Source organism: Paenibacillus konkukensis (assembly GCF_023523925.1).
Taxonomy (GTDB): domain Bacteria; phylum Bacillota; class Bacilli; order Paenibacillales; family NBRC-103111; genus Paenibacillus_S; species Paenibacillus_S doosanensis.
Genome location: NZ_CP027059.1, coordinates 918,065 through 940,912 on the forward strand (window position 1 = coordinate 918,065; position 22,848 = coordinate 940,912).

Consider the following 22,848-nt stretch of genomic DNA (forward strand, 5'->3'; position numbering starts at 1 on the left):
CTACAGCAAAACATCCGTTCCCGGCTTGTCATCCTTAAGAAAGGGGATGGAGCCCGGGGGGATGGAACGCGCCCGTTCCAAGCGATCCTGCTGCAAAAACATCATCCCCATCACCGCAATGACAAGGAACAGGCATAGCGGGACAATCACCCTTCTCACCTGGCAGCCTCCTCCCGGTTCGGCTCTCGCTCTTCGGTTACATACACGGATGCTGCGATTTCCCATAATTTTTTCGGTTTATGATACCGATGCATGACGTCTTCCCGCATATATTCAAGCTGCCAGCCATGAAATAAACGCTCCAGTTGCTCCGCGTCGAAAAACCGCTTGCGCAGGCCGTCCCGTTCAAAATAATTCGGTTCGATCTCTTCTCCCTGCCCCGCCCCAAATTCGGTATCCTTCACCGAATTGACTCTGCACAGCAGCGCCCCGCGAGGCATAAGAATCCGCTTCAGCTGACTGACAATTTCCGTTGTCTTTGACCATGAAAAGTAATGCAGGCTTAAATCCGCCACAATCACTCTCGCGCTTCCCGGCTGGAACGGCAGCCGCTCCGCCAGGTTGACCCGTCTCGTCTCCGCAAGCGGCACATGCCGCCGCAGCTTCAGAAGAGCCTCCTCCGACCAGTCGCAAGCGATCACCCGGTAGCCGCGCTCCGTCAAATACAAGCTGTCTCCGCCGGCCCCGCAGCCGAGGTCGATGATCGGCGCATCCTGCGATTGCCGCAGCAGTTCTTCGTGTTTAACCAGCCAATCGTCATACTGCGGCTTGCCGTTATCCGGCTCCGCAAACATTCCGTTCCAGTATTGCCGCTCTTCCTGCATACGCATCCTCCCCGTCCGCCCTATCCCGGGAATACAAAGCTTCTTTAAGCACTTAGGACTTAATAAAAAATAAAGTAAGCTCCTCCCGGTTATGAAACAGCTGCTTCGCCTTCTGCAAGGCCAGCTCCGGCGCCAAGTCTCCCGTAAGCTCCCGCACCGTTTGAAAAGGCTTCTTATGCATCAGCTTAAGCGTGATAATGGCGGTACCGCCGCTTTGAAGCGAATAAAGCAGGCCTTTGATCAATTTGCCCATCTGCCGCGGGCTCCAGCTCATATCGCATACGAGCAGATCGAACGATTGCTCCTTGAACCGGACTTCTGCGGCGTTTTTTTGCAAAAAGGTCAGCTGCGGATGCCGCAGCAGCGAAGCGTCCAGCTTGGCCGGATCGACCGCCGTCACCTTCACCCCGCGCTCCAGCAAAAGCGAGGTCCAGCCGCCCGGGGCGGCGCCGATATCGAGTGCGGACCGGTACTGGGAATAATCCAGCCCGAAAGTCCGCTCCGCCTCCAGCAGCTTGAACTTGGCCCGGGACACTTGTCCTTCTTCCTTACGGAAGCGGATGGCCCCGCCGGACCAGTCGCTTAAGTTCTGTTCCGGCTTCGAGACTCCGACATAGGCGGTATCCTCAGTGAGAAATACGGATAGGATGACATCGGCATCCTTCACAACCGGAATAGCCTCGTATCGTCCGGCAAGCGCTTCGTCGATCGCCTGCTTGCAAGCCCCGGCCGCGATGCCGGAGCCGACCTGCTCCGTCTTGCGGACTTGAACGGCAAATTTCGTTCCGGCCTGCAGCTCAAGCTCCCGCTTCTGCGCGGCGAAGCCGCCGAGAGCCTCCACCGTGCCGTCCCATTCCAGCTCCGCATCCACCGGCTGCATATGGCGCAGAAACATCGGCTCCCGGTCAAGAAGTCGCTGCGTCGCCTCCTGCCTGCCCGCCGGAACCATAAACAGAAATATTTCGGAAGGAACCAGGTGGCTGAACCGGGTTCCGGCTTCGAATAAACGGCGGATTTCCTCCTGCGCATGCTGCCCGAAGCCGTGATTCGCCGTTCCTATGAAGGTGCTGTAAACCGTCTCTTCCGTCATTACAGCACCTTAATCCAAGGACGTCCCTGGAACCATTCCAGGCTGACGGGCACTTGAAACGCCTTGAGCAAATTCTCTTCGTTCAGCACATCTTCCTTCTTGCCCGAGGCTATGATCCGGCCTTGATCGATCAGAGCCACATGCGAGAACATCGGCATAATTTCTTCAATATGGTGCGTCACATACACGACCGTAATATTTTGCTTGCCCAGATCGTTGATGTTTTCCAGCAGCCTCTCCCGCTCGAACAGGTCGAGTCCGGAGCAAGGCTCGTCCATAATCAGAATGCGCGGACTTGTCATTAACGCCCTCGCCAGCATGACCTTCTTGCGCTCTCCTTGAGAGAGCGTGCCGAGCGGCTGGTTAGCCAGATGCGCGAGCTTAACGACCCCCAGCATTTCCAGCGCCTTCTGCCGCACCTCCGCCGGAATTTCTTGATAAAACCGCAAAAATCCGTATTCCCCGGTAGCGATAACCTCCCACACCGGATCGCCCGGGTTCAGCTTTTCGTACAGCGACTGGCTAATATAGCCGATTTGCTTGCGCACTTCCCGGACATCGCATTCTCCGTACGTATGGCCCAGCACCTGAACTTTGCCGCGGCTCGGAAACTGGTAGCCGTTAATAAATTCCAATATCGTCGTTTTCCCGGAGCCGTTTTTTCCGAGAATGACCCAATGCTCGCCGTCGTTCACCCGAAGCTCAACATCCGATAATATAGACCGCTCCTCGCGGATAAAATGAATATTTTCCAAAGATAAGACCTGCATGAAACCATCACAACCTATTCTAATTTAATTAATGGGGCTAACCATCGGTTACTGCCGTTCCCCTTGCGGGCCGACGGCGCCTGCCGCGCTTCAGGAACGGTCGGCTATGTAATGCAGCCTCTCGTAAGGCACGGGGCCGCGGGAGAGCTTAACCCCTTCCGGGACGCTTTGGTATAACAGTTCGTACATCGATCTTCGCCCGCTAATACTGGAGCTGTGCAGATAGATTTCCCGCGGGTAGCACTGCTTGGCGATCATGAACAGAACGACGTCCATTCCCGTCGGCTGATCCCACCCCAGGTCAAAATCGAGAGACAGCACGTCGACCTCGCCGTCTTCCAGCAGCAGCTTGCATTCTTCCGCGGTGCGAGCCGAAACGAAGCCCTTGGGACATGCCCTCATATCGTCCAAAAAAACATGAATGATGGTAACCACGCTCCTGCCATGAAAAAATAGGTTGATTCTGGAGGAACGCAATAAGTCAGAAGCGCCCCCGGCGCAGCTTTCCGGCAATGATCCCTGCCTCCTGCGGCTCCGCCGTCTGCCGAAACGGCCAATATGCTCTCGAAGGAGCGAATGCCGGCCGTTAAGCGGCGGCGTCAAGGCTTGGCGTCTATTTCCGCCAACGCGCGCACATACTCGATTTCGGGAGCGTGGCTGCCCCCGTACGGCACCGGCGTTTCGAGAATAACGGGCACCTTCAGGCCGCGGAGAAAACGCAAGCTTTCACGGAAGCGCTTCTCGCCTATTTCCCCTTTGCCGATCATCGCATGGCGATCCTTCAGCAGCCCTCCTGCATACCTGGAGTCGTTCAGATGAACGGCCGTCAAATGGTCGAAGTAGCCCAGCCGTTCGGCTGCGGCCTGCAGCTTCTCCCACCCTCCCGGCTCCGCCGGCCACAAGCCGCTGGCGTAGGCATGGCATGTATCAAAGCAAAAACCGATATGCTCCCGGCGGTCGGACAGCGTGCGAATCTGCACAAGCTCTTCTATCGTCGTTCCCATCAAAGAGCCTTCTCCCGCCTGATTCTCTATGAGCAGCTTGGCCGCCCCCTGCCAGTCCGCAAGAACCTCATGAAGACATTGTATAATATTTTTGTACCCTTGTAACGGGTCCGTCCCCTTATATTTGCCGAAATGGACGACGACGCCCAGCGAACCGCATGCTTCGGCAATCTCCAGATCGTTGCGCAGCGACAGTACGCAAGCTCTGCGCAGCCCTTCGTCCTCCGACGCCAAATTAGTCAAATAAGGCGAATGAGCGATCGAAACGATGCCGTGCTCCCGGCAAAACGCGGCGCAAGCTGCGGCATCCTTGCCGCTCCACTGCTTGATAGTCAGGCTGCGCGGATTTTTGGGAAAATACTGATAAGCGGAGGCTCGCATCTTATATGCCGTTCTGGCCGCTTCCAGATAACCGCGGCGTATGCTGAGATGGCACCCGATATACATGCTCATCCCTCCTAGCGTTGACAGTTCAAGCAGCAAAACGATTTTTTGGAAGACACGTCGCTGCGCTCCAGCAAACGGCCGCACCGTACGCAAGGCTCTCCCTCGCGGTCGTACACCTTGCACCTGCTGTCATAGCCGCCCGTCAGCCGGTCGCCCGGAAACAGCGGCATATCCATGTATCCTCCATAACGCGTCGCTTCCGATAAGACATGGCGCATCGCGTGGAACAGCCGCTCCAATTCTTCCTCCGACAGCTGCTGGCACCGCCTGGACGGCAGCAGTCCCGCTTCAAAGCAAATTTCATCGGAATAGCAATTGCCGATGCCGGACATGACGCTCTGATCCACCAGAACAGATTTGAGCGCCCCCTTATGCTGCCGCAGCAGCCCGGCGAAGCGTCCGGCCGTAAACTCCGGCTCCATCGGCTCGGGGCCCAGCTTGCTCAGGAACGCTTCCGCCTCTCGCTCGCCGTACAAATGCAAATAGCCTAAGCGCAGGCCGATAAAATAAAGGCGGAGCGCTTCGAAGCTCAGCGTCACTTGAACCGTCCGCTCCGGCTTCTCCTCCGCCGTACCGAGGAACAAAATGCCCCCGAGCATTAAATGCAGCACAAGCACCTGCGAGCTGCTCAAATGAAACAATAGATGCTTCGCTCTCCGCTCCATCCTTTGGACGGACGTGCCGATCAGACTGCGCTCGAACAGAGCCGGCGGCACGTTGATCGACTTCTCCCGCTCCACTTGGACGCCCGTAATGACGCGGCCTGCCAGTCTTTCCTGCAGCAGCCTCTTGTAATTCTCCATTTCCGGAAGTTCCGGCATACCATGCACTCCTTCTATAAAGCGTGGCGATATGAGGTGCGGCCTGCGGCCTCTTTTTTACCACTCTTCTATAAGTGAAATTATTGCAGCGAAAACCGTCATCCTCCGCCGCCTTTATCTCCTTATATTTCCATATCGGAGCGAATTTATGCCTTTCCTTGCCGCTAGATCAGGCTGTCCATCCAATAGCCGGACTCCTCGCGCGCGGCGCGCTTCCGGCCTGCAGAAGCTCCCGGCACGCTGCGCTTGCTGCGCCCCGCCTGCTCTTCCCGCTCCAGCTTCCGCCTGAGCCGTTCGATCCGCTTCTCCATACCGGCGAGGACCGCCTGCTGCTTGCGCTGCTCGTCCGTCAGCGCCTTCTTGCCCCTGGAGGCCGCCGCCTCCTGCCCGCGGGGCCGCAGGAGCGATTGGCGCAGCCGCGTTTTGCCGAGCGCCTGCTCGGCGAATTCCAGAGCGAGCGCAAGCCGCTTCTCGCGATGCTCGTAGTGCATCGACAGCTCGATATACGGCTCCGTCGAAGCCGTGCCGCGCTGTCCCTTGCGCTCGACATAAGCGGACCATAGCCGCACGGCCTCCTCATACCGATGCCGCTGTTTGTACACTTGCGCCAGCGGCAGCAAATACTCTGCGGTCTCTTCATCCGGTTCCGGCTGCAGCAGCAGCGTCCGCAGACGTTCGAAGATCGGCTCGGCGTCCGTTTCAAGGCCCAGCTTGTCAAACCATAATCCGAGTCTGTACTGCTCCTCCAGCTCCATCTCCGCCAGAGCGTATTTACCCTGCAGAACGCGGGAGAAATGGATCGACAGCCCCGCCAGCGACAGCAGATCGAGCTCGTTATGTACGAATATTCCTTTGACGACGGATACGTCCTTCTCCGCCAAATATTGAAAATATAACGTAGGGGCGAGCGATCCCGGAACGTCCTCTTCCCTCGTTACGTGCAGCCGTTCCTCCTCGACCTTGCCGAGCCGGCAGGAAGGCAGCGTATGCCTCCACAGGCTCCGGGACGGATACAGGAAGTCGAGATGGCCGGCGATATCCGGCTCCGAAGGCATCCGGTTCAGAATGTAGCGGTTTTTGATCAGCGGCCAATCGAACGTTTTGCCGTTATAGGAAACAAGGTACGGATGCCGCTTCAGCCGTCCTTCCAGATGATGCAGCATCGCAAGCTCCTCGCCGGGATTGCGAATGAACATTTGCTCTACGACAAGCCGCTGCCCTTCGTAGAACCCGATCCCGATCATGAACGGCACGTTGCCCGCGCCGATGCCGAGCCCCGTCGTTTCCGTATCGAGGTACAGCAGTTGTTCATAGGAAAGCCCGCTTTGAACCGCCTCGACATCCCCCGGCAGCAAAATGGACATCAGATAGTCCGACTGCCCTTGCAGCTCATTTAACCGGTAGCGGCCATGGGAATAAGAACCTTCGTACGCGACGCGCCTGAGCACGAAAGATCCCCGTTCGTTATGCTCCAGATGCGCTCCTATCTCGGCCCATTCGCTCCCGTCCGCCGCCGGCTTCGCCTCCGATACGACGGCAGCCGCTGCGGCGGCGCCTTCCGGCTCGGCCGAGGCTGCGCCTGTGCCGCCCGGCTTCTTATGACGCAGCAGCTTCTCGCGCAAACTGCTCAATCGGATCGCCTCCCTTCGTTTATAGGAATCCTAACAACTCCACGCTTTGCCGCTTCGCGCTCATCCCTTCGATTTCCGTGCCGATGCAGGAAGGGCAGCCGTCTTCGCATGGGCATTTGCGAATCAGACTTCTCGCCGCCGCCTTAATTTCGTCAAACCGCTTGTAGACATCTTCGGCAAGCCCGATTCCGCCCGGATAATGATCGTAGATGAAGATCGTAGGAAGCTGCGTATGCTCAGCCCTTATTTGCGAAACGACGTGAATATCGCTCCGGTCGCACATCACGTGAATGGGAACGATATGTCTCAGCACGTTGGATATGCCGAGCAGAAGCTGCTCCAGCGTCTTCGTTCCGAGCGACGGATCAACCTCCTTCAGCTCGATCCAAGTCGCGCTCGTATGCAGCTCTTCTTCGGGAAGATGGATTTGCCCATACCCAATATTTTCCATTGTTGTCAAACGGATTTTTTTGAAAATGGTCGGCATCGCATTCACCACGACGTCGCCGTAATGGATCGCGGTCGTCCGCCTGCTCTCCGTCCGGTCCGTCTCCAGCACTTTGAGCTTGACGGCCAAATTCGCATCGGTGTAATACTCCACGTCGACTTCCCGCACGTAGGCCTTCTTATGCTCCCAGTCCAGCTTCTCCACTTGGTACTGCGTGCCCTCATGCAAATAAATCGCCTCGTCGTGGAGCAGCGTCATCGCGCTGAACCGGTCCATTTCTCCGATAATCCTGACGTTCGCCACGTCCGACTGATCGATAATGACCACATTCTCCTGGGCCGCCGAACGCAGGCTGACTTCGCTGGCCGGAAACGACTGGCTCGCCCAATAGAACGCATCGCCCGCATGATGCAGCACCCGCTCTTCCACCAGAAACTCCAAAATATCCTCTATCTCCAGCGGGCCGAACTCTTCCCCTCGCTTGAAGGGAAGCTCGTACGCCGCACAGCGCAGATGATCGACCAGAATAATCAAATTTTCCGGGTTGATTCTGGCCGATTCCGGGGAACGGTCAAAAAAGTATTCCGGATTTTGCACGATATACTGATCGATCGGCGTATTGCCGGCGACCATCACAACGAGAGCTTCCCCGTGCCGCCTCCCGGCCCGTCCCGCTTGCTGCCATGTGCTGGCGACGCTTCCGGGGTAGCCCGTCATAATACACACCTGCAGCTGCCCGATGTCTACGCCGAGCTCCAAAGCGTTCGTGCTGACGACGCCCATAATCTCCCCGTTTCTTAACCCTCTTTCGATTTCTCGCCGCTGCTTGGGCAAATAACCGCCCCGGTAGCCCCTTACGGACTTGGCTCCAAGCTCGTTTTTGACCAGCTCCTGCAAGTGGCTCAAAATAATCTCCACCCTCACCCGGCTCCGGGCAAAGACGATCGTCTGCACTTTGTTGGCCAAAAATGTCCGGGCCAGCCGGTTGACTTCAACCGTCGAGCTCTTCCGGATATTTAACGGCTTATTGACGACCGGCGGGTTGTAAAAAACAAAATGCTTCCGTCCCCGGGGGGCTCCGTTATCGTCGATGAGCCGCATCGGACTGCCGGTCAGCTGCTCCGCCAGCTCCTTCGGGTTCGCTATTGTAGCGGAAGTGCATATAAACCGCGGACTGCTCCCGTAAAATCGGCAAATCCGCCGCAATCTGCGCACGACGTTCGCCACATGGCTGCCGAACACTCCTCTATAGGTATGCAATTCGTCAATGACAATATATTTAAGATTGCTAAATAAACTGACCCACTTCGTATGATGAGGCAGAATCGCCGAATGCAGCATATCCGGGTTCGTAATGACGATATGCCCGACGCTGCGCACAAGCTGGCGGACCGCCGGGGACGTATCGCCGTCGTAAGTAAAGCTCTTGATGTCGATGCCCATCTCGGCGATGATCTCGTTCAGCTCGCTCTTCTGGTCCTGCGCCAGCGCCTTCGTCGGAAACAAGTACAGCGCGCGGCTGCCGTCGTCCTCGGCGATCGCCTGCAGAACGGGAAGGTTGTAGCATAACGTTTTTCCCGAAGCGGTCGGGGTGACGGCTACGATATTCTCGCCCCGGCGCACGGTTTCGTACGCGGTATGCTGATGCGTGTACAGCCGCTCTATTCCTCTCTTCGCCAAGGCGGCTTGAATCCTCCGGTCTACGCTTTCCGGCAATGGCCTTGTTCTCGCTTCTTGCGGTTCGACTTCATGCCAATTCACTATATTTTCATCGCCTCTTAATTCCCGGATCAAATCGGAAAGCGATTGTTTTCGAATCATTTTTTATCCTCCACCCGCAGAACGATCGTTCCCCCAATATATATTCATTATATCGAATACATGTTCGCTCTTCAATGGTTTTGCCGGATTCGGCCTTGCAAAAGCGGCTTTAACGGGAAATGCTCTCCCCGTCTTTGCTCGACAGCATCCGGGTTTCGCCCTGTTTTTTTGTCGCACCTCACCTGAAATGACCAAACGCCGTCGAATGATCGTACGGCGCAGGCGGTTTAATATTTGAATTTTCAGAAATTTTTGTCGGTTCCTGCGCTTTCCCGGGAAAAGTTCATTCCTCGCACGGCCCCGCCTTTACACTCATTACCTTTTGCCTTTATGATAGGATTAGTTTTTTTGAAGGAGAGACCGCTTGTGCGCAATCGAAAGATGTTATTTTCACTTATTATCACCCTCTTCCTCATGGCCGGTTCGGCGCTTTACGAGAAACTGGGACTGCCCGTCAGCGAGCTTACGGATCATTCCGCGGTCGTCCAGCTCATCTTCCCGGCGGACCGCTATCCCGAGACCGCAGCCCACATCAAGGAAGCGATCCGGGCCGGACAATCGCGCATTTGCACGATCCATCGCGGAGGAGCCGAGGAGAACCGGAAGCATTCGCTTCACGACGTTCCGACCAAGAAAGGCTACGACCGCGACGAGTGGCCGATGGCCATGTGCCGGGAAGGCGGCCAGGGCGCCGATATCAAGTACATAACCCCCGCGGACAACCGCGGAGCGGGCAGTTGGGTGCAAAATCAGCTTGACAAGTATCCCGACGGCACGCAAGTTGAATTTGTTGTAAAATAGTACATATAATCCCTTTTCTTGTTTCACTTTTCTCCACTACAGCAGAAGAAATGAGCCTACGCGTGAATATGCTTTATTACGCGCAGCATGAAAACATCGTCTGAAGGTGCCGGCGATGTTTTTATTTTCTCTACGTTTTCTGCTTAGCTCACTTTATGCTCTGTCTCAACAAGTTCGCCATATCATCTAAATATTTCGTTAATCGGATGCTTATTTCTGAACGGACCACGTCTCGGACGATGCCGAATCGTTCTTCGTAGCCGCGGCAAATGATTTTGTAATAAATCACCAAATCAACCTGTTCATCCTTGATTACTTTTATATTCCGCTTGCTTAATTCTTTTCGAAGAGCGTACATGTCCTTAGTGATTCTATCCATAAGCACCTGTGCAGATACTAAAAAATGCCGGCGCAAGATGCCGGTGGAATTCTTTATGTCGTCCGCAGCCCTTTGGACCATCGTAAGCAAAAGAGGCAGAAGAACATAATCTCTGACCATTGTGAGCTCATCGCCGGTGGGCCGTCCCTGATTCTTGGGTTCATTACGCTTCTCGTATTGCTCCACGTGTTCCGTGAGTGCCATTTTCGACTTCCATCTTTCATTGCCATCCAATTTGCTCATGCCCAATGCCCCCCAATCTGTGCCGCTCTTTCGAATGCTTGCGCTGTTTTTTGCAGGGATGACGCTCGAATCATCGCAGTGAGGCCGAAGCGATCTTTAATGGCATCGATTGTTTTGGCGCACCTAATGAGCTTTTCCCTGTCCTCGAACAAGTCCAGCTGGTAAGTTTCATCGCCGGACAAACCAGTAAGAGTGATGTGCAGCTGAGTTAGCGGCATACCTTGCCAATGCTCTAAAAACAGCTTCTTCACGGCGGAACCTACCTCATGTTCTAAATAAGTGGGCCGCATCAAGCTCATTTGCCGACCAAAATGAAAGGATCGGCTGCCATCCGTTTCAGCAGCTCCAACTCCGATGACGCGCCCCATATAACCGTATTTTCGCGCACGGCGGCATACTTCGATCACTAGCTCAATCATGAGGGGCTCAATATCTTCGATCGTCTTGTATAGGTTCCATTTAAGAGCTCTTCCGTTATTTATCACTTTGACTTGACTTCTCATGCCTGCGACAACAGGACTCGGGTCGATACCTCTCGCCGTTTGCCAGTAATATTCCGCTTGTATATCGCTTTGCCGCCCCATCCGATAACGCAATCGCTGCTTAAATTCACCTAAATCGAGCCGGGCAATATCGCCAATTGTTCGAATCCCCATGCGCATGAAGTGACCTGACATACGGCTGGCAACCATAAACATCCGGTAAACCGGCAAAGGCCACAAATCGGATTCGATATTATCGTTAGAGAGGGTGTATATCCCCTCCAGTCTCTTTTTCGCGAAATTATCCGTGGCCATTTTTGCTAAAATTTTCGTTGGCCCGATGCCGACACGCGACCAAACACCGGTGGAAAGATGCACTCGCGTCTGAATTTGACGAGCTATTTCTTCTGCCGTTCCAAACAAAGCAATCGATCCTGTCACGTCCAGGAATTGTTCGTCTATGGAATACGGCTCCACTTGATCGGTAAATGATTCATAAATCTCTGTGATTAGTAGCGATACGGCAATATAGGTTGCCATTCTCGGCCGAATGACAACCAGATCCGGACATTTGGCTTGAGCCTCGCCGACCCGTTCGGCTGTCGTAACGCCTCGTGCTTTGGCAATCGGGCATGCGGCTAGAATGATGCCCGACTTTCTGGCGGGATCTCCTACAGCAACGGGTTTATCGCGGTATTCCGGGTGCGCGGCTTTCTCGACCGAAGCATAAAACGATTGGCCGTCCGCCAGCATAATAACGCGTCTCATCTTACCCACTTCCCTTTAACCTGATGACTTCAATCTGTGTGCAAATACAGAACATATGTTCTGTATTATCTTATTCAGAATAGCGAACGAATATTCCGATTGCAAGAGGTATTTTTTCACAGTTGATTTTAAACGCAAAAAAATTCCCTGACATCTTGAAGGACGTCAAGGAACCCTGGACTTGGAACTCCTATGCATGTATGCCCACCCTAGCCGCCGTGCGGACAACAGAGAGCTTTCTGTTCGTAATCTGCGCTTTCCCGGGAAGAGCTTAGAGCAAATCCGAGGAATCGTCATAGTCGAAGCGGATTCCATCCTGAGCGGCCGTCAGCTTGGGAGACCCGTTCATCGCCGCTTGCGCATTCGTCTGCAGCTTGCCCAGCACCTCGCGGTACTGTTTGACTTTCGATTCTTTCGGCTCTGCATTGATGGCCAACTGCAAAGCTTGTTCGATTACGGCAATATCATGACTGGTAAAATCCATGCCGCACTCCCCCTTGAGAATCAATTTTCACTTATTTAGTGTATCCCAAAATGAGGATAATCATTCCTGCTGCGCCATCAAATCGCAGGATGCTTCAAACAAAAGGCGGGTCCCACATTTTTTTGCGCCAGCCGAGCGTATGCTCGCGTACATTCAAATTGCGGTCCAATCGGACATCGACCCCGAAGGGCAGCCGATGATTGTACCAAAAGCGAACGTCGCGCCACTGGACTACATAACCGTCCGGCTGCTCCGTGCAGCTGACGTGCACCCGCTCGGCGAAATAGAGAAACGCCCGGACTCCGCCCGCCGCCATGGTCGCTTGAACGACCGCATTGGAGGAGCCTTTGGCATATTCATCCTTGAGACAAACATGGCCGTACAGCAGCGTTCCCGTATAAAAATGCGAATCCGTCTCCATCACGAACTGCCACCGGAACCAGTGCATTCCCGGCATGACTTGGCAGATTCCTTCCTTCCCGAGAACGGCGCGCACCCGCTTGACAGCCCAGCTATGATGCGCCGCGCGGGCGGCGATATAGACCGCCGTAGCCGTGTAAATCCATGCAAACATAACGCCCGGGCGAAACCCGTCCTCCGCCAGCCACCAAACGAGCAGCCCCGTTCCGTGCAGTAGAAACAGCGCCGGATCGAATACGGGCAAAATGTCCAAGTGATGCCATCTTTTCGACAACGGACGAAAGCACTGTACGCCGTATACGTTAAGCCAGTCGAGAAACACGTGAAACGCCACGGCGATAAAAGACCAGGCCAGCACATACAGCGCTTGATCCCATATATGAAACAAAGAAGCGATCGGCATCGTCAAGATCAGCGGCCAAACGAGCAGCGCAGGCAAGGAGTGGGTCATGCCGCGATGAAACCGGATGTATGCAGGGTAGCCCTTGAGTCTTGCGATCGAATCGATGTCAGGCGCATGCGACCCGATCAAAGTTGCCGTTAGAATCGCCTGCGTCAGCTCAGGCTGCTGCGCCGCGGCAGGCTCCAGCATGGCAAGGCCCGCCAGCGTCGCGCCAAAAAGCAAATGGCTGCCCGTATCCATGATGATTTCCCTCCTCACAGGATAATTGCGCAGGAGGCCGCCCAAGGCCGTTCTCGGCCCCGCAGCCCTTTGCCGCCGAAGAAGGCCGCACCCTCGCCCATCCATACTAAGCGGTATGGGAGCGCTTCGCATTCATCTCGTCTTCCTCCCAGCGCTCCTCTGCGTTAAACCAGTAAAACCATTGCTCCGGGTGCCGCCGGATCACTTCTTCCATATGCCCGTTCAATAGTTGAGCGGCCTCGCTTCTTCCGGAGCGGGAGTACGCCGCATACAGATGCAGAGGCTGACCGAAAACGAGCCGATGGACGAAAGCGCGCTCCCTTATGCCGTAGAACGGGATTACGGGCGTCCGGCTGTCGATGCCCAGCATAGCCGCTCCTTCCGGCGTCCGGGTCGTTCTCCCGAACAACCGGGACTTGGGAAACGAAGGCCTGTAAAAATCCCCGAGAATAAACACAACGCCGTTAGAAGCCAGATGGGCGCGCAGCTTCTTCATCAGCGCAAGCGGCGGAGTCCGGTCGTAATCGAGCCCAGGGCAGCCCAATCGGGCAAAATGCTCGTAGAGCGGCAGCAGCTCGGCGCTTCCTCCGGTCGCTATCGTCAGACAAGAGTACCTTTGGCACAAATACCAATAATAGTAAAAAAAATTGCCGCAATGCGGCGTATATACGATAGCGCCCCGCCCCAAGAGCAGCGCTTCCTCCAGCCGTTCCTCGCCTTCCGCGCGGAAACGCCACCGTTCGCTTCCGGGAAGACGCTCCGATTCCAGCATGATTTCATACAGCGTGATGATCAGATTTTGAAAAAAACGCCTGCGCAGCATCTTGATCTCGCTTCCCGGCGGTTGCTCCAGCAAATCCTCCATGTTGAGCCGCACCTTCGCAGCCACTCCGTTTGCCGAAGCGGCGCATAACGCCGTGCCGAGCCAGCGGCAGATCCACAGCATCAAGCGCCGCGGCATCCAGCCGCAGCAGCGCGAACATGCCTTAAGCAGGCCTTGTCTGCGGGTTACCGATTCGATCCATTCATACACTAGCAAACCCCTCCCCCAAACGCTTCATTGCCGCAAAGATAGACAGCCTCAAGCCGCCGGATTACTGCCGTTCCTTGAGAAAATGCTTCTTATATCTTCGCGTCACTCTTTCCTTCTCCAGCACGATGAAAAAATCGACCGTATCGAACAGCGCGTCGTAAGCGGGATCGCCTGCGATCTCCGCCCCCAGCCATTGATAGCCTTTCATCAGCGGCGGAAGCTTGCGGAACCATTCCTTCTCGGGAAGCTCGCATGGGATATGCCGGAGACCGGCAATGGCATGGGTCGCCAGCGGCCGGATGCCGAACCGCTCCGTAATCACCCGCTTGGTTTTCAGCATGCTGAAAATATCGTTCAAGTTGTCGAGAGAAGGTATGCGCATACTTGCGCAGCCGATTAAATAGCGGAATTCCCGCTCCGCCATGTAACCGGCTATTCCTTCCCACAACAGCTGAATCGCTCTTCCTCCCCGATAGGCGGGATCGACGCAGCTTCGTCCGAGTTCCAGCGAATGCCGTTTGTGCTCCCCAAATGCGGATAGATCGAATTCGGTTTCCGAGTAAAACCCGATTTCGGCTCCGGCTCTTTCGCCCGGCAGCAGACGGTACGTTCCGACAACGCAGCCGCTGTCCATATCCTTAACAATCAGATGATCGCAGTATCCGTCGTATTCATCCCGCTCCAACCCGGTGTCGTTCAGCATTCGCATATTTTTTTCCTCTTCGACAAACACCCGGTACCTCAGCCGCATGGCCTGCTCGATTTCTTCGGTTGTGGAAGCCAGCATGACGGACAGATTGGACTGCTGAGGACTTGCTTGCGTGGCAGTTGGAATCATCGTCAACACGCCTTTCTTTAGGAAAGTGAAGGTTCGCTACACGTTTAGCGTATCAGACGATTATTAAGCTCACGTTTGCGCGTTGTTAATATTTTGTAATGATTCCTCCTTTTGCCCGAAAAAAAGACAGCGCGCTCTAACTGCAAGGCGTACTGTCTCGATTTTTTAGCGGAACAAGCCGTATAAGGGGATGAATAAGATCGATGTGATAATAGCCGCGGCTCCCATAGCAAAACCGCTCACGCTTCCCTGAAGCTCCGAATCGCGGATAATCCGTGCCGTTCCGATGCCGTGGGCAGCCGTTCCGATCGCCGTGCCCAGCGCAATATCGTCGTGTACTCCGCACAGACGCAGCAGCCCGGGTCCGAACATGCTCCCGATCAGCCCGGTAAGCACCGTCAGCACCGCGGTGAGCTCCGGAATTCCTCCGGCTTGCCGCGATATTTCGAGAGCGATGGGCGAAGTCACCGACTTGGGCATCATCGTCACCATCAGCTCCTGCGATCCGCCGAGACTCCATACGAAAGCCGCGGACAAGATGAGCGCGCTTACCGATCCCGCGGTGATGCCGCCAAGGATGGACGGCAGGCTGGAGCGTATGCGCCGCGCGTTTTTGTACAGCGGTATGCCGAGAGCTACCGTGGCCGGTCCGAGAAAGAAGACGAGCATATCGCCCCCTTTCCGGTAAGCTTCATAAGGAATGTCAGCGCTTAATAAAAATACGATAATAAGACCGGAGGTTATAAATAACGGATGAAGCCATGACCATTTGCGATATAAGGCCAAAGCCAGCGAATAACAAATGACGGATAACGCGATGCCGAATAACGGCTGCTGCAGCAAACTATCGGGATTCATGGCGCTCCCCCTTTTTGCTGCCGCCGGTTAGCTTGACAACCCAGCCCGTAACGAGCAGAACGCCCGCCGTACTGGCAAATAAACTCACCAACAGCTGCACCGCATGAAGGCCGATATACTGGAAAAATACCATCGTCCCCACGACAAACGGGGTGAAAAAGAGCAACATATGCTTGATCATAAATTCCCCCGCCTCTTCTACCCACTCCAGCTTCACCAGCTTGAGGAATAAGCTCGCCGTAAATAAAATAAGTCCGATGACATTAGCTGGAAGCGGTATATGGCCCGTCGTATGCAGCACATAACCGGCCAAATAAAATCCCGTTAAAATCGAAAACCCGAGCACGGCTCCCCCTCCTTCTCGTTTTTGTTGATCGTTGCCGTTGCCGTCGCCGCCTTCTTCTTATTCCTACGAAAGGAACCGCCCCGGCATGTATATTTCCCCGTTTCATGTGGGAACGTAACTCTTGGTGCTTAAACCGCATCGCCGCATATTTTAATGAAGCATAAAGGAGCTGGATACGATCATGGCTAAACCGGATAACCGCGAGGATAACGCCGCACATTTGCAGCAGCACATCCAAAACACAAAAGAAAATCTGCAGGAAAGCGAGCAATATTTGGCCGAGCATGCCGAGGAGATCAGCCCTCAGGAAAAACAAACCTTGCAAGCCAAGAACGCCCGCCGCGAGAAAAGCATTGACGGTTTCCACAGCGAGCTTCAAGACGAATCGGGCCAGCAATAACGGCCCGGTCTTTATGAAGGAATGTCCCGCTTAGGCAGTGCAAACACCCCCTCTTTAAATCGGAAGAGAGGGTGTTTGTTTTTCTCCAAATTGGGCGGGGCTTTCTCTGCTCCTCACTCGTCGCGTTTTTTTCGCGGCACCTCATAAGACCAGAAATCGCGCGCCAAATAGGTAGTCTCATGCAGTTGCTTGGCTTCATGCACGAGCAGCTCCGCCTCTTCCTTCTGGTAGCGCGAGCTGATGTGAGTCAGTATAAGCGCTCCCACGCCGCCCGCTTGGGCCGTCCTCGCCGCATCCATCGCGGTGGAATGGTCATATTCCTTGGCCAGCTGCTTCTTCGCCTCGGCAAAGGTCGCTTCATGCACGAGCACGTCCGCATCCTTCGCCAGCTCCAGGGAATAGTCGCAAGGCTGCGTATCTCCAAGCACCGTCACAATACGCCCCGGATAAGACGGGCCTATGAAATCCGACGCCTTAAGCACCGTGCCGTCCTCCAGCGTTACATCCTTGCCCTGCTTGATCCGGCCGAATAAAGGGCCCGAGGCGAGGCCCAGCTCCTTCAGCTTCTCGACCTGCAATCGGCCCTGCAGCGATTTCTCCTCGATCCGAAAGCCGAAGCTGTCCACCCGATGCACGAGCGGCGCCGCGCTCACCTTGAACTGATCGTCCTCGAACAGCGTCATCGGCTCGGCCGCGGCAAATTCACGAATCGTCAGCTCATAAGTCAAATGAGCCTCGCTCACCTGAAGCGAAGTGCGAACGAACGCCTCCGTCCCCTTCGGGCCGTAGATGGTGAAGGGAGCGTCTCCCCCTTGATACGAACGGCTCGTCAACAATCCGGGAAGACCGTACAGGTGATCGCCGTGCAAATGCGTAATGAACAGCTTCTCCAGCTTGCCGATTCGGATAGGCGATCGCAGCACCTGATGCTGGGTTCCTTCGCCGCAATCGAACATCCAATATACGTTCCGTTCGGCGAGCAGGTTCAAAACGATGGAAGTCACATTGCGTTCTTTGGAGGGCATTCCCGCCCCCGTGCCGAGAAAATAAAGTTCCACTGCCGTTTCTCCGTTCCGTTTAGGTTAAATGATAGGGAAAGAGCGGAGTCCGCAACCGAACTCCACTCTACTTAACATGCCTAACTTTTATCCACATTAAAATAGCGCGCTTGAGGATGGGCGAAAACGATCGCCGACACCGACGCTTCCGGCTCCATCATGCTGCCTTCCGTCAGATGGACTCCAATATCTTCCGGATGCATCAGAGCGAACAGCTGCTGCTGATCGTCCAGATTCGGACACGCCGGATAACCGAAGGAGAAGCGCTGGCCGCGGTACTTCGCTCCGAACCGCTCCTGCATCGTCATCTCCGCAGAGTCCGGGAAGCCCCATGTATCGCGCATCATTTGATGGACGCGTTCGGCCAAAGCTTCCGCAATTTCAAGCGCCGTCGACTGCAATGCGTGCGAGCGCAAGTAATCGCCCTTCTCGCGCCATTCGGCGGCTTTCTCGTTAATGCCGTGTCCGGCCGTAACGACGAGGAAACCGATGTAATCCATCTCCCCGCTGTCAACCGGCTTCAAGTAATCCGCCAGGCATAAATACGGCTCCGTCCCCTGCCGCGGGAACTCGAACGTCTGAAGCACCTTCGTGAAATCGTTCGGATCATACACGAGAACCTGTTCTCCGGACGACTGCGCGGGGAAAAAACGATACATGCCGTGCGCGCGTATAATGCCTTCCTGCTGGGCTTCGGTAAGGATCTGATCGACCGTTTCCTTCAACTGCACCGCCTTCGGGTCCCTTTCCGCAAGCAGCTTATCAACCTTGCCCTTCAAGCCGAGATGATGACCGAGCAGCATCTGCATATTAATGTACGGCATAATATGACTGATCGGATAATCGCGGATGACGCGGCGCTCCAAATCCGGCGGCACCTGAACCGGCACGGTGCGGTCCACGGTCGATGTGCGAACCCGCGTCAGTTCCGGCATCACTTCTTGCTTTTTGCCGGATTCCAGCACATCGGACTCCATGCTTTCGCGCAGCTCCTTGACGAGCTGCTCCTTCTGCTTCGGATCGCTGAGCTTGTTGGCGATATCGAGTCCGTCCATCGCATCCTTGGCATACAGCACCAAGCCTTCGTATTCCGGCGCGATGCGGGTTTTGGTGAACTTCCGCGTAAGCGCGGCCCCGCCTACCAGAATCGGCACGTCGATACCGGCGTTTTTCAAATCTTGGGCGGTTACGACCATCTGCTGAGCCGATTTGACCAGCAGACCGGATAAGCCGATAGCGTCGGCTTTTTCCTTGCGGTAAGCCTCGATCAGCTGCTCCGGCGGCACCTTGATGCCCAGGTTAATAATTTTATAGCCGTTGTTGGATAAAATGATCTCCACGAGATTTTTTCCGATGTCATGGACATCGCCCTTCACGGTCGCGAGGATGATCTTGCCCTTCACCGCGCTCTCCGCCTTTTCCATAAACGGCTCGAGATGGGCGACCGACGCTTTCATGACTTCGGCGCTCTGCAGTACTTCGGCGACGATCAGCTCGTTATTGTTAAACAGCCGTCCGACTTCTTCCATCCCCTTCATCAGCGGCCCGTTAATAATTTCAAGCGGGGCGTACTTGCTCATCGCCTCGTTCAGGTCGGGAATCAGCCCTTCCTTCGTTCCTTCAACGACATACGAAGCAAGCCGCTCCTCCAGCGTCAGGTTGGAGATTTTCTCCTTCTTCTCCACCTTCTTCTCGCGGAAATGCTCCACAAACTCGGCCAGCGTCTGGTCGTTCGTATGGAAGATCAGCTTTTCCGCAAGCTCCCGTTCATGCTCCGGAATCGAAGCGTAGCGCTCCAGGTTTTGCGTATTGACAATCGCATAATCCAGGCCCACCTTCGTACAGTGATACAAGTATACGGAGTTCAGCACTTCGCGGCCGGCCGGCGGCAATCCGAACGAGATATTGCTTAAGCCCAGAATCGTCTTACATTCCGGGTACTTTTCCTTGATCATCCGAATGCCTTCGATCGTTTCGACGGCGGAACCGATATACTGCGGATCGCCCGAACCGACAGGGAACATATTCGGATCGAAAATAATATCCGACGGATTTAAGCCGTATTTTTTGGTCAGCAGCTCGTAGGCGCGATCGGCGACTTCCATCTTCGCTTGCCGCGATACCGCCTGCCCGCGCTCGTCGATCAAAATCATAACTACAGCGGCTCCGTACCTATGGATCAGGGGGACGATACTCTGAAATTTCGTTTCCCCGTCCTCCAGGTTAATGGAGTTAATAATCGCTTTCCCTTGCGAATATTTCAAGCCCAGCTCAATGATATGATCATACGTCGAGTCGATCATGAGCGGAACCTTGACTTTTTTTACGACTTCCTTCAAAAAGTTTTCCATCGCATAGGCTTCGTCGATATCCGTATCCTGAACGTTAATGTCGATAACATATGCCCCGTTCTTCACCTGCGCGCGGGCGATTTCCGCCCCTTCCTCAAACTTGCCTTCCTTCATCAGCCGCTTAAACATCCGCGAACCCGAGATGTTCGTCCGTTCGCCGACCATGTAAGGGCGATTGGCATCTTCAAGATATACGGTCTCAATGCCGGATACGGCAGGCAAGTGCCCCGCGGAGCTTTCCCGCGGTTTGTAAGCGGACAGCGTCTCGGCCATCGCGCGGATATGATCCGGCGTCGTTCCGCAGCAGCCGCCGGCGATATTAAGCCAGCCTTGTTCCGCAAAGCCGGCCAGCTTCATGGCGAGCGATTCCGGCGATTCGTGATACTTCCCGTTCTCATCCGGCAAGCCCGCGTTCGGATAACAGCTGACGGCCGTCGTAGCCAGCTCGGATAACGTGCGAATATGATCGCGCATAAATTCCGGACCGGTCGCACAGTTCAGCCCGATTGAGATCGGCTTCAAGTGCTCCAGCGAAATATAGAACGATTCGATATTTTGCCCGGCGAGCGTCGTTCCCATCGGTTCAATCGTACCGGAAATCATAATCGGAAGCGTGATGCCTGTCGCTTCCATAGCTTTGCGTATGCCGATGCTGCCCGCTTTGACATTTAACGTGTCTTGGGACGTTTCCAGCAGCATGGCGTCGACTCCGGACTCGATCAGCGCCACCGCTTGCTCATAGTAGCTGTCCACCAATTCGTCGAATGTGACGCCGCCGGTAACGGACAATGTTTTCGTCGTCGGTCCCAACGCTCCCGCTACATAACGCGGCCACTCCGGAGTGCTGAATTTTTGGGCCGCCTCTACCGCAAGCTTGGCAGCCAATAGATTGATCTCCCTCGACCGGTCCTGCAAATCATATTCGGCCAGGACGACGCTGGTTGCGCCGAACGTGTTCGTCTCGATAATATCGGCTCCGGCAGCCAAGTAGGCCTCATGAATTTTGGATATGACATCCGGCCGGGTAACGACCAAATACTCGTTACATCCGTCCAGCTCTTCCCCGCCAAAATCTTCAGCCGTCAAATCTTCCTGCTGAATCATCGTTCCCATGGCGCCGTCCAAAATCATGATCTTTTTCTTTAACTGTTCCTGTAAAGCGGGTTTGCTCATAACAATCTTCCTTTCACCGACGTCCTTCCAACCGTTGCTTGGATGTATGACCCCTTATTCCGTGCGGAATATTTATAATCAGTCGAATAATGTAGATTTAAGTGTACCAGAAAGCCACACTAATGAAAAGGCAATTCCAGCCCGCTTTCACTAATGACGATAATTCCTATAGGTTTTATATACGATCAGTCATCGACAGATTGCCAACTTTAAACTATAATACGTATAAGAACCTATTTAAGAATTCGAAAGAGGGATGAGCATGGCAGAAATTCGTATTCGCAACACCGATGAGCGTATCTCCGGAGAAGACAATGTAAAAGCGTTTTTGGATAAACAAGAAGTATTGTACGAGCATTGGGATGCCGGCAAGCTTCCTGCAGCGCTGCAAAATAAATTCATTTTATCCGACGAAGAGAAAGCGCAAATCTTGGCTACCTTCGAAGACGAAATTAAAGATTTGGCGAATCGCCGCGGCTATCTCACTTGGGATATCATTGCATTGTCCGACGCTACGCCTAACCTGGACGAATTACTGAAAAAATTCGAACAGGTTCATACTCACACCGAAGACGAAGTTCGTGCCATTACAGCCGGTAAAGGCATCTTCATCATTAAAGGAACCGACGATGTCGGCTATTTCGACGTCGAGCTGGAAGCCGGAGACGTGATCTCCGTTCCTGAGAATAAACCGCACTTCTTCACTCTTATGGATAACCGTCAAATCGTTGCCGTTCGGCTGTTTATCGAAACCGAAGGCTGGATCGCTCATCCGTTCGCGGATCCTACTTTCCAAAAAGCATAAATCCCGAGCCGACCGCCGTCCGGGCGCACCTGCGAAGAAGACCCTGCCGCTTGTCCCCAAGCAGCGGGGTCTTCTTGTGCTACTTACTTAATGGAATCGATAATGCCTTGGATTTGACGAAGATTCGTAATTTCGTATGCAGGGATAATTTCATCCGTTCTTGTCAGCTCATGACGGTTGATCCACATATTGCGCATACCTGCGCGGCCTGAGCCCAAAATATCCGTTGTCAGCTTGTCCCCGATCATAACACCTTGTTCGGCCGTAATTCCGAGAAGCTCCATCGCATGATGGAATATCGAGACAGCCGGTTTGCCTTCGCCGAAGCTGCCGGAAATGACGATATGATCAAAATACGGCGCAAGCTCGGGAACGCCGGCCAGCTTCTCCTTCTGCAGATCGGGCGATCCGTTCGTTAATAAGAGCAGCTTATAATTTTGTTTCAATTGGTTCAAAACCTCAAAGGTCTCCTCGTAAACGATGGGACGGCTTCTGCGCTCCGCCGGAAACAGCTCTCCCAACCGATATCCGAGCTCCGCATCTTCGATGCCGACCGCCTTCAAGCCGCGTGTCCACGACTCCGTGCGATAAGCGGGAGCCAGCTTCTCCAGCTTGCGGAAATTTTCGTTCTCGCCTTCGGTAAAATGGGCCCACAAGCCTTCGAACGGATTAATTCCGATCATCTTGGTGAAAGGAAACGTTTCATACGATTCGTACAAGGCGCGCGCTTCCTTGCGTACGGCCTCTTCGAGCGCCGCCGGATCAATGGACGGATACTGCTTAGCCGCCTCCTCGCAGGTTGCCCTGAAAGCTTCTTTTACGCTGCGGTCGTCCCACAATAACGTATCGTCCAAATCAAATAATACCGCTTGAATAGTCATGCCGATTCCTGCCTTTTCCCCATGTGATT

23 protein-coding genes are annotated in these 22,848 nt (G+C 54.5%); 3 read left to right on the forward strand and 20 right to left on the reverse strand.

The window, feature by feature from the left end:
- From SK3146_RS03960 to SK3146_RS04000, 9 genes are all read right to left on the reverse strand, one after another.
- Positions 1 to 159, reverse strand: a complete 159-nt coding sequence (locus SK3146_RS03960) for a hypothetical protein (RefSeq protein ID WP_249863859.1) — start codon at positions 157 to 159, stop codon at positions 1 to 3.
- Positions 156 to 824 (reverse strand): class I SAM-dependent methyltransferase, encoded by a 669-nt coding sequence (locus SK3146_RS03965; RefSeq protein WP_249863860.1) that lies wholly within the window; start codon positions 822 to 824, stop codon positions 156 to 158. Before SK3146_RS03965 ends, SK3146_RS03960 begins: the two co-directional genes overlap by 4 nt.
- Positions 825 to 876: 52 nt before the next feature.
- Positions 877 to 1,914 carry a 23S rRNA (cytidine(2498)-2'-O)-methyltransferase RlmM gene (locus tag SK3146_RS03970; RefSeq protein ID WP_249863861.1) on the reverse strand — a complete coding sequence of 346 codons (1,038 nt, stop codon included), beginning with the start codon at positions 1,912 to 1,914 and terminating at the stop codon, positions 877 to 879.
- A complete protein-coding gene (locus SK3146_RS03975) occupies positions 1,914 to 2,684 on the reverse strand; it encodes an ABC transporter ATP-binding protein (RefSeq protein ID WP_249863862.1) in 771 nt (256 codons plus the stop codon). Before SK3146_RS03975 ends, SK3146_RS03970 begins: the two co-directional genes overlap by 1 nt.
- A 90-nt stretch (positions 2,685 to 2,774) precedes the next feature.
- Positions 2,775 to 3,110: a cyclic-phosphate processing receiver domain-containing protein gene (locus SK3146_RS03980; protein ID WP_249866163.1), complete on the reverse strand. Its 336-nt coding sequence runs from the start codon at positions 3,108 to 3,110 to the stop codon at positions 2,775 to 2,777.
- Between the two features lie 173 nt (positions 3,111 to 3,283).
- Positions 3,284 to 4,135, reverse strand: a complete 852-nt coding sequence (locus SK3146_RS03985) for a deoxyribonuclease IV (protein ID WP_249863863.1) — start codon at positions 4,133 to 4,135, stop codon at positions 3,284 to 3,286.
- A gap of 11 nt (positions 4,136 to 4,146) precedes the next feature.
- On the reverse strand, positions 4,147 to 4,956 hold the full coding sequence (locus tag SK3146_RS03990) for an Fpg/Nei family DNA glycosylase (RefSeq protein ID WP_249863864.1): 810 nt from the start codon (positions 4,954 to 4,956) through the stop codon (positions 4,147 to 4,149).
- A 164-nt stretch (positions 4,957 to 5,120) separates the two neighbouring features.
- A complete protein-coding gene (locus SK3146_RS03995) occupies positions 5,121 to 6,587 on the reverse strand; it encodes a ribonuclease H-like domain-containing protein (protein WP_249863865.1) in 1,467 nt (488 codons plus the stop codon).
- Between the two features lie 19 nt (positions 6,588 to 6,606).
- The gene (locus tag SK3146_RS04000) at positions 6,607 to 8,853 is read right to left on the reverse strand and encodes a DEAD/DEAH box helicase (protein WP_249866164.1); all 2,247 of its coding nucleotides are present in this window, start codon (positions 8,851 to 8,853) and stop codon (positions 6,607 to 6,609) included.
- A gap of 417 nt (positions 8,854 to 9,270) precedes the next feature.
- Here SK3146_RS04000 and SK3146_RS04005 point away from each other — a divergent pair, with 417 nt between their 5' ends.
- Positions 9,271 to 9,657 (forward strand): NucA/NucB deoxyribonuclease domain-containing protein, encoded by a 387-nt coding sequence (locus tag SK3146_RS04005; RefSeq protein WP_249866165.1) that lies wholly within the window; start codon positions 9,271 to 9,273, stop codon positions 9,655 to 9,657.
- Between the two features lie 148 nt (positions 9,658 to 9,805).
- Here SK3146_RS04005 and SK3146_RS04010 read toward each other — a convergent pair whose 3' ends face one another.
- The 8 genes from SK3146_RS04010 to SK3146_RS04045 form a co-directional block, all read right to left on the reverse strand.
- The gene (locus SK3146_RS04010; protein ID WP_249863866.1) at positions 9,806 to 10,279 is read right to left on the reverse strand and encodes a YhjD family protein; all 474 of its coding nucleotides are present in this window, start codon (positions 10,277 to 10,279) and stop codon (positions 9,806 to 9,808) included.
- Positions 10,276 to 11,529 carry a DNA polymerase IV gene (locus SK3146_RS04015; RefSeq protein WP_249863867.1) on the reverse strand — a complete coding sequence of 418 codons (1,254 nt, stop codon included), beginning with the start codon at positions 11,527 to 11,529 and terminating at the stop codon, positions 10,276 to 10,278. The genes SK3146_RS04010 and SK3146_RS04015 overlap by 4 nt, the downstream gene beginning before the upstream one ends.
- Before the next feature lie 271 nt (positions 11,530 to 11,800).
- Positions 11,801 to 12,013 (reverse strand): hypothetical protein, encoded by a 213-nt coding sequence (locus tag SK3146_RS04020; protein ID WP_249863868.1) that lies wholly within the window; start codon positions 12,011 to 12,013, stop codon positions 11,801 to 11,803.
- Positions 12,014 to 12,107: 94 nt separating this feature from the next.
- A complete protein-coding gene (locus SK3146_RS04025; protein ID WP_249863869.1) occupies positions 12,108 to 13,076 on the reverse strand; it encodes a metal-dependent hydrolase in 969 nt (322 codons plus the stop codon).
- Between the two features lie 106 nt (positions 13,077 to 13,182).
- The gene (locus tag SK3146_RS04030) at positions 13,183 to 14,109 is read right to left on the reverse strand and encodes an LpxL/LpxP family acyltransferase (protein ID WP_249863870.1); all 927 of its coding nucleotides are present in this window, start codon (positions 14,107 to 14,109) and stop codon (positions 13,183 to 13,185) included.
- Between the two features lie 61 nt (positions 14,110 to 14,170).
- Positions 14,171 to 14,947, reverse strand: coding sequence for a GNAT family N-acetyltransferase (locus tag SK3146_RS04035; RefSeq protein ID WP_249863871.1), 777 nt, complete (start codon positions 14,945 to 14,947; stop codon positions 14,171 to 14,173).
- 165 nt (positions 14,948 to 15,112) lie between these two features.
- Positions 15,113 to 15,805 (reverse strand): LrgB family protein, encoded by a 693-nt coding sequence (locus SK3146_RS04040; RefSeq protein ID WP_249863872.1) that lies wholly within the window; start codon positions 15,803 to 15,805, stop codon positions 15,113 to 15,115.
- On the reverse strand, positions 15,792 to 16,151 hold the full coding sequence (locus tag SK3146_RS04045; RefSeq protein WP_249863873.1) for a CidA/LrgA family protein: 360 nt from the start codon (positions 16,149 to 16,151) through the stop codon (positions 15,792 to 15,794). The genes SK3146_RS04040 and SK3146_RS04045 overlap by 14 nt, the downstream gene beginning before the upstream one ends.
- Before the next feature lie 181 nt (positions 16,152 to 16,332).
- On the opposite strand from SK3146_RS04045, the gene tlp reads away from it, so the two are divergent.
- Positions 16,333 to 16,551 carry a small acid-soluble spore protein Tlp gene (gene tlp / locus SK3146_RS04050; RefSeq protein ID WP_249863874.1) on the forward strand — a complete coding sequence of 73 codons (219 nt, stop codon included), beginning with the start codon at positions 16,333 to 16,335 and terminating at the stop codon, positions 16,549 to 16,551.
- Between the two features lie 113 nt (positions 16,552 to 16,664).
- Here tlp and rnz read toward each other — a convergent pair whose 3' ends face one another.
- Together rnz and metH are read right to left on the reverse strand one after the other, a co-directional pair.
- Complete coding sequence (gene rnz, locus SK3146_RS04055) at positions 16,665 to 17,609, reverse strand: ribonuclease Z (RefSeq protein ID WP_249863875.1); 945 nt, start codon at positions 17,607 to 17,609, stop codon at positions 16,665 to 16,667.
- An 80-nt stretch (positions 17,610 to 17,689) separates the two neighbouring features.
- A complete protein-coding gene (gene metH / locus SK3146_RS04060; protein ID WP_249863876.1) occupies positions 17,690 to 21,133 on the reverse strand; it encodes a methionine synthase in 3,444 nt (1,147 codons plus the stop codon).
- A 262-nt stretch (positions 21,134 to 21,395) separates the two neighbouring features.
- Here metH and SK3146_RS04065 point away from each other — a divergent pair, with 262 nt between their 5' ends.
- On the forward strand, positions 21,396 to 21,938 hold the full coding sequence (locus tag SK3146_RS04065; protein ID WP_249863877.1) for a 1,2-dihydroxy-3-keto-5-methylthiopentene dioxygenase: 543 nt from the start codon (positions 21,396 to 21,398) through the stop codon (positions 21,936 to 21,938).
- Positions 21,939 to 22,021: 83 nt separating this feature from the next.
- On the opposite strand, the gene SK3146_RS04070 is transcribed toward SK3146_RS04065, so the two are convergent.
- Positions 22,022 to 22,819, reverse strand: coding sequence for an HAD family hydrolase (locus SK3146_RS04070; RefSeq protein ID WP_249863878.1), 798 nt, complete (start codon positions 22,817 to 22,819; stop codon positions 22,022 to 22,024).
- Positions 22,820 to 22,848 lie beyond the last annotated feature (29 nt).

Coding starts and splice junctions, on each gene's coding strand:
- SK3146_RS03965 (WP_249863860.1), bottom strand. CDS start 824: ATGCAGGAAGAGCGGCAATACTGGAACGGAATGTTTGCGGAGCCGGAT.
- SK3146_RS03970 (WP_249863861.1), bottom strand. CDS start 1,914: ATGACGGAAGAGACGGTTTACAGCACCTTCATAGGAACGGCGAATCAC.
- SK3146_RS03975 (WP_249863862.1), bottom strand. CDS start 2,684: ATGCAGGTCTTATCTTTGGAAAATATTCATTTTATCCGCGAGGAGCGG.
- SK3146_RS03985 (WP_249863863.1), bottom strand. CDS start 4,135: ATGTATATCGGGTGCCATCTCAGCATACGCCGCGGTTATCTGGAAGCG.
- SK3146_RS03990 (WP_249863864.1), bottom strand. CDS start 4,956: ATGCCGGAACTTCCGGAAATGGAGAATTACAAGAGGCTGCTGCAGGAA.
- SK3146_RS04005 (WP_249866165.1), top strand. CDS start 9,271: ATGGCCGGTTCGGCGCTTTACGAGAAACTGGGACTGCCCGTCAGCGAG.
- SK3146_RS04010 (WP_249863866.1), bottom strand. CDS start 10,279: ATGAGCAAATTGGATGGCAATGAAAGATGGAAGTCGAAAATGGCACTC.
- SK3146_RS04015 (WP_249863867.1), bottom strand. CDS start 11,529: ATGAGACGCGTTATTATGCTGGCGGACGGCCAATCGTTTTATGCTTCG.
- SK3146_RS04020 (WP_249863868.1), bottom strand. CDS start 12,013: ATGGATTTTACCAGTCATGATATTGCCGTAATCGAACAAGCTTTGCAG.
- SK3146_RS04025 (WP_249863869.1), bottom strand. CDS start 13,076: ATGGATACGGGCAGCCATTTGCTTTTTGGCGCGACGCTGGCGGGCCTT.
- SK3146_RS04035 (WP_249863871.1), bottom strand. CDS start 14,947: ATGATTCCAACTGCCACGCAAGCAAGTCCTCAGCAGTCCAATCTGTCC.
- SK3146_RS04040 (WP_249863872.1), bottom strand. CDS start 15,805: ATGAATCCCGATAGTTTGCTGCAGCAGCCGTTATTCGGCATCGCGTTA.
- tlp (WP_249863874.1), top strand. CDS start 16,333: ATGGCTAAACCGGATAACCGCGAGGATAACGCCGCACATTTGCAGCAG.
- metH (WP_249863876.1), bottom strand. CDS start 21,133: ATGAGCAAACCCGCTTTACAGGAACAGTTAAAGAAAAAGATCATGATT.
- SK3146_RS04065 (WP_249863877.1), top strand. CDS start 21,396: ATGGCAGAAATTCGTATTCGCAACACCGATGAGCGTATCTCCGGAGAA.
- SK3146_RS04070 (WP_249863878.1), bottom strand. CDS start 22,819: ATGACTATTCAAGCGGTATTATTTGATTTGGACGATACGTTATTGTGG.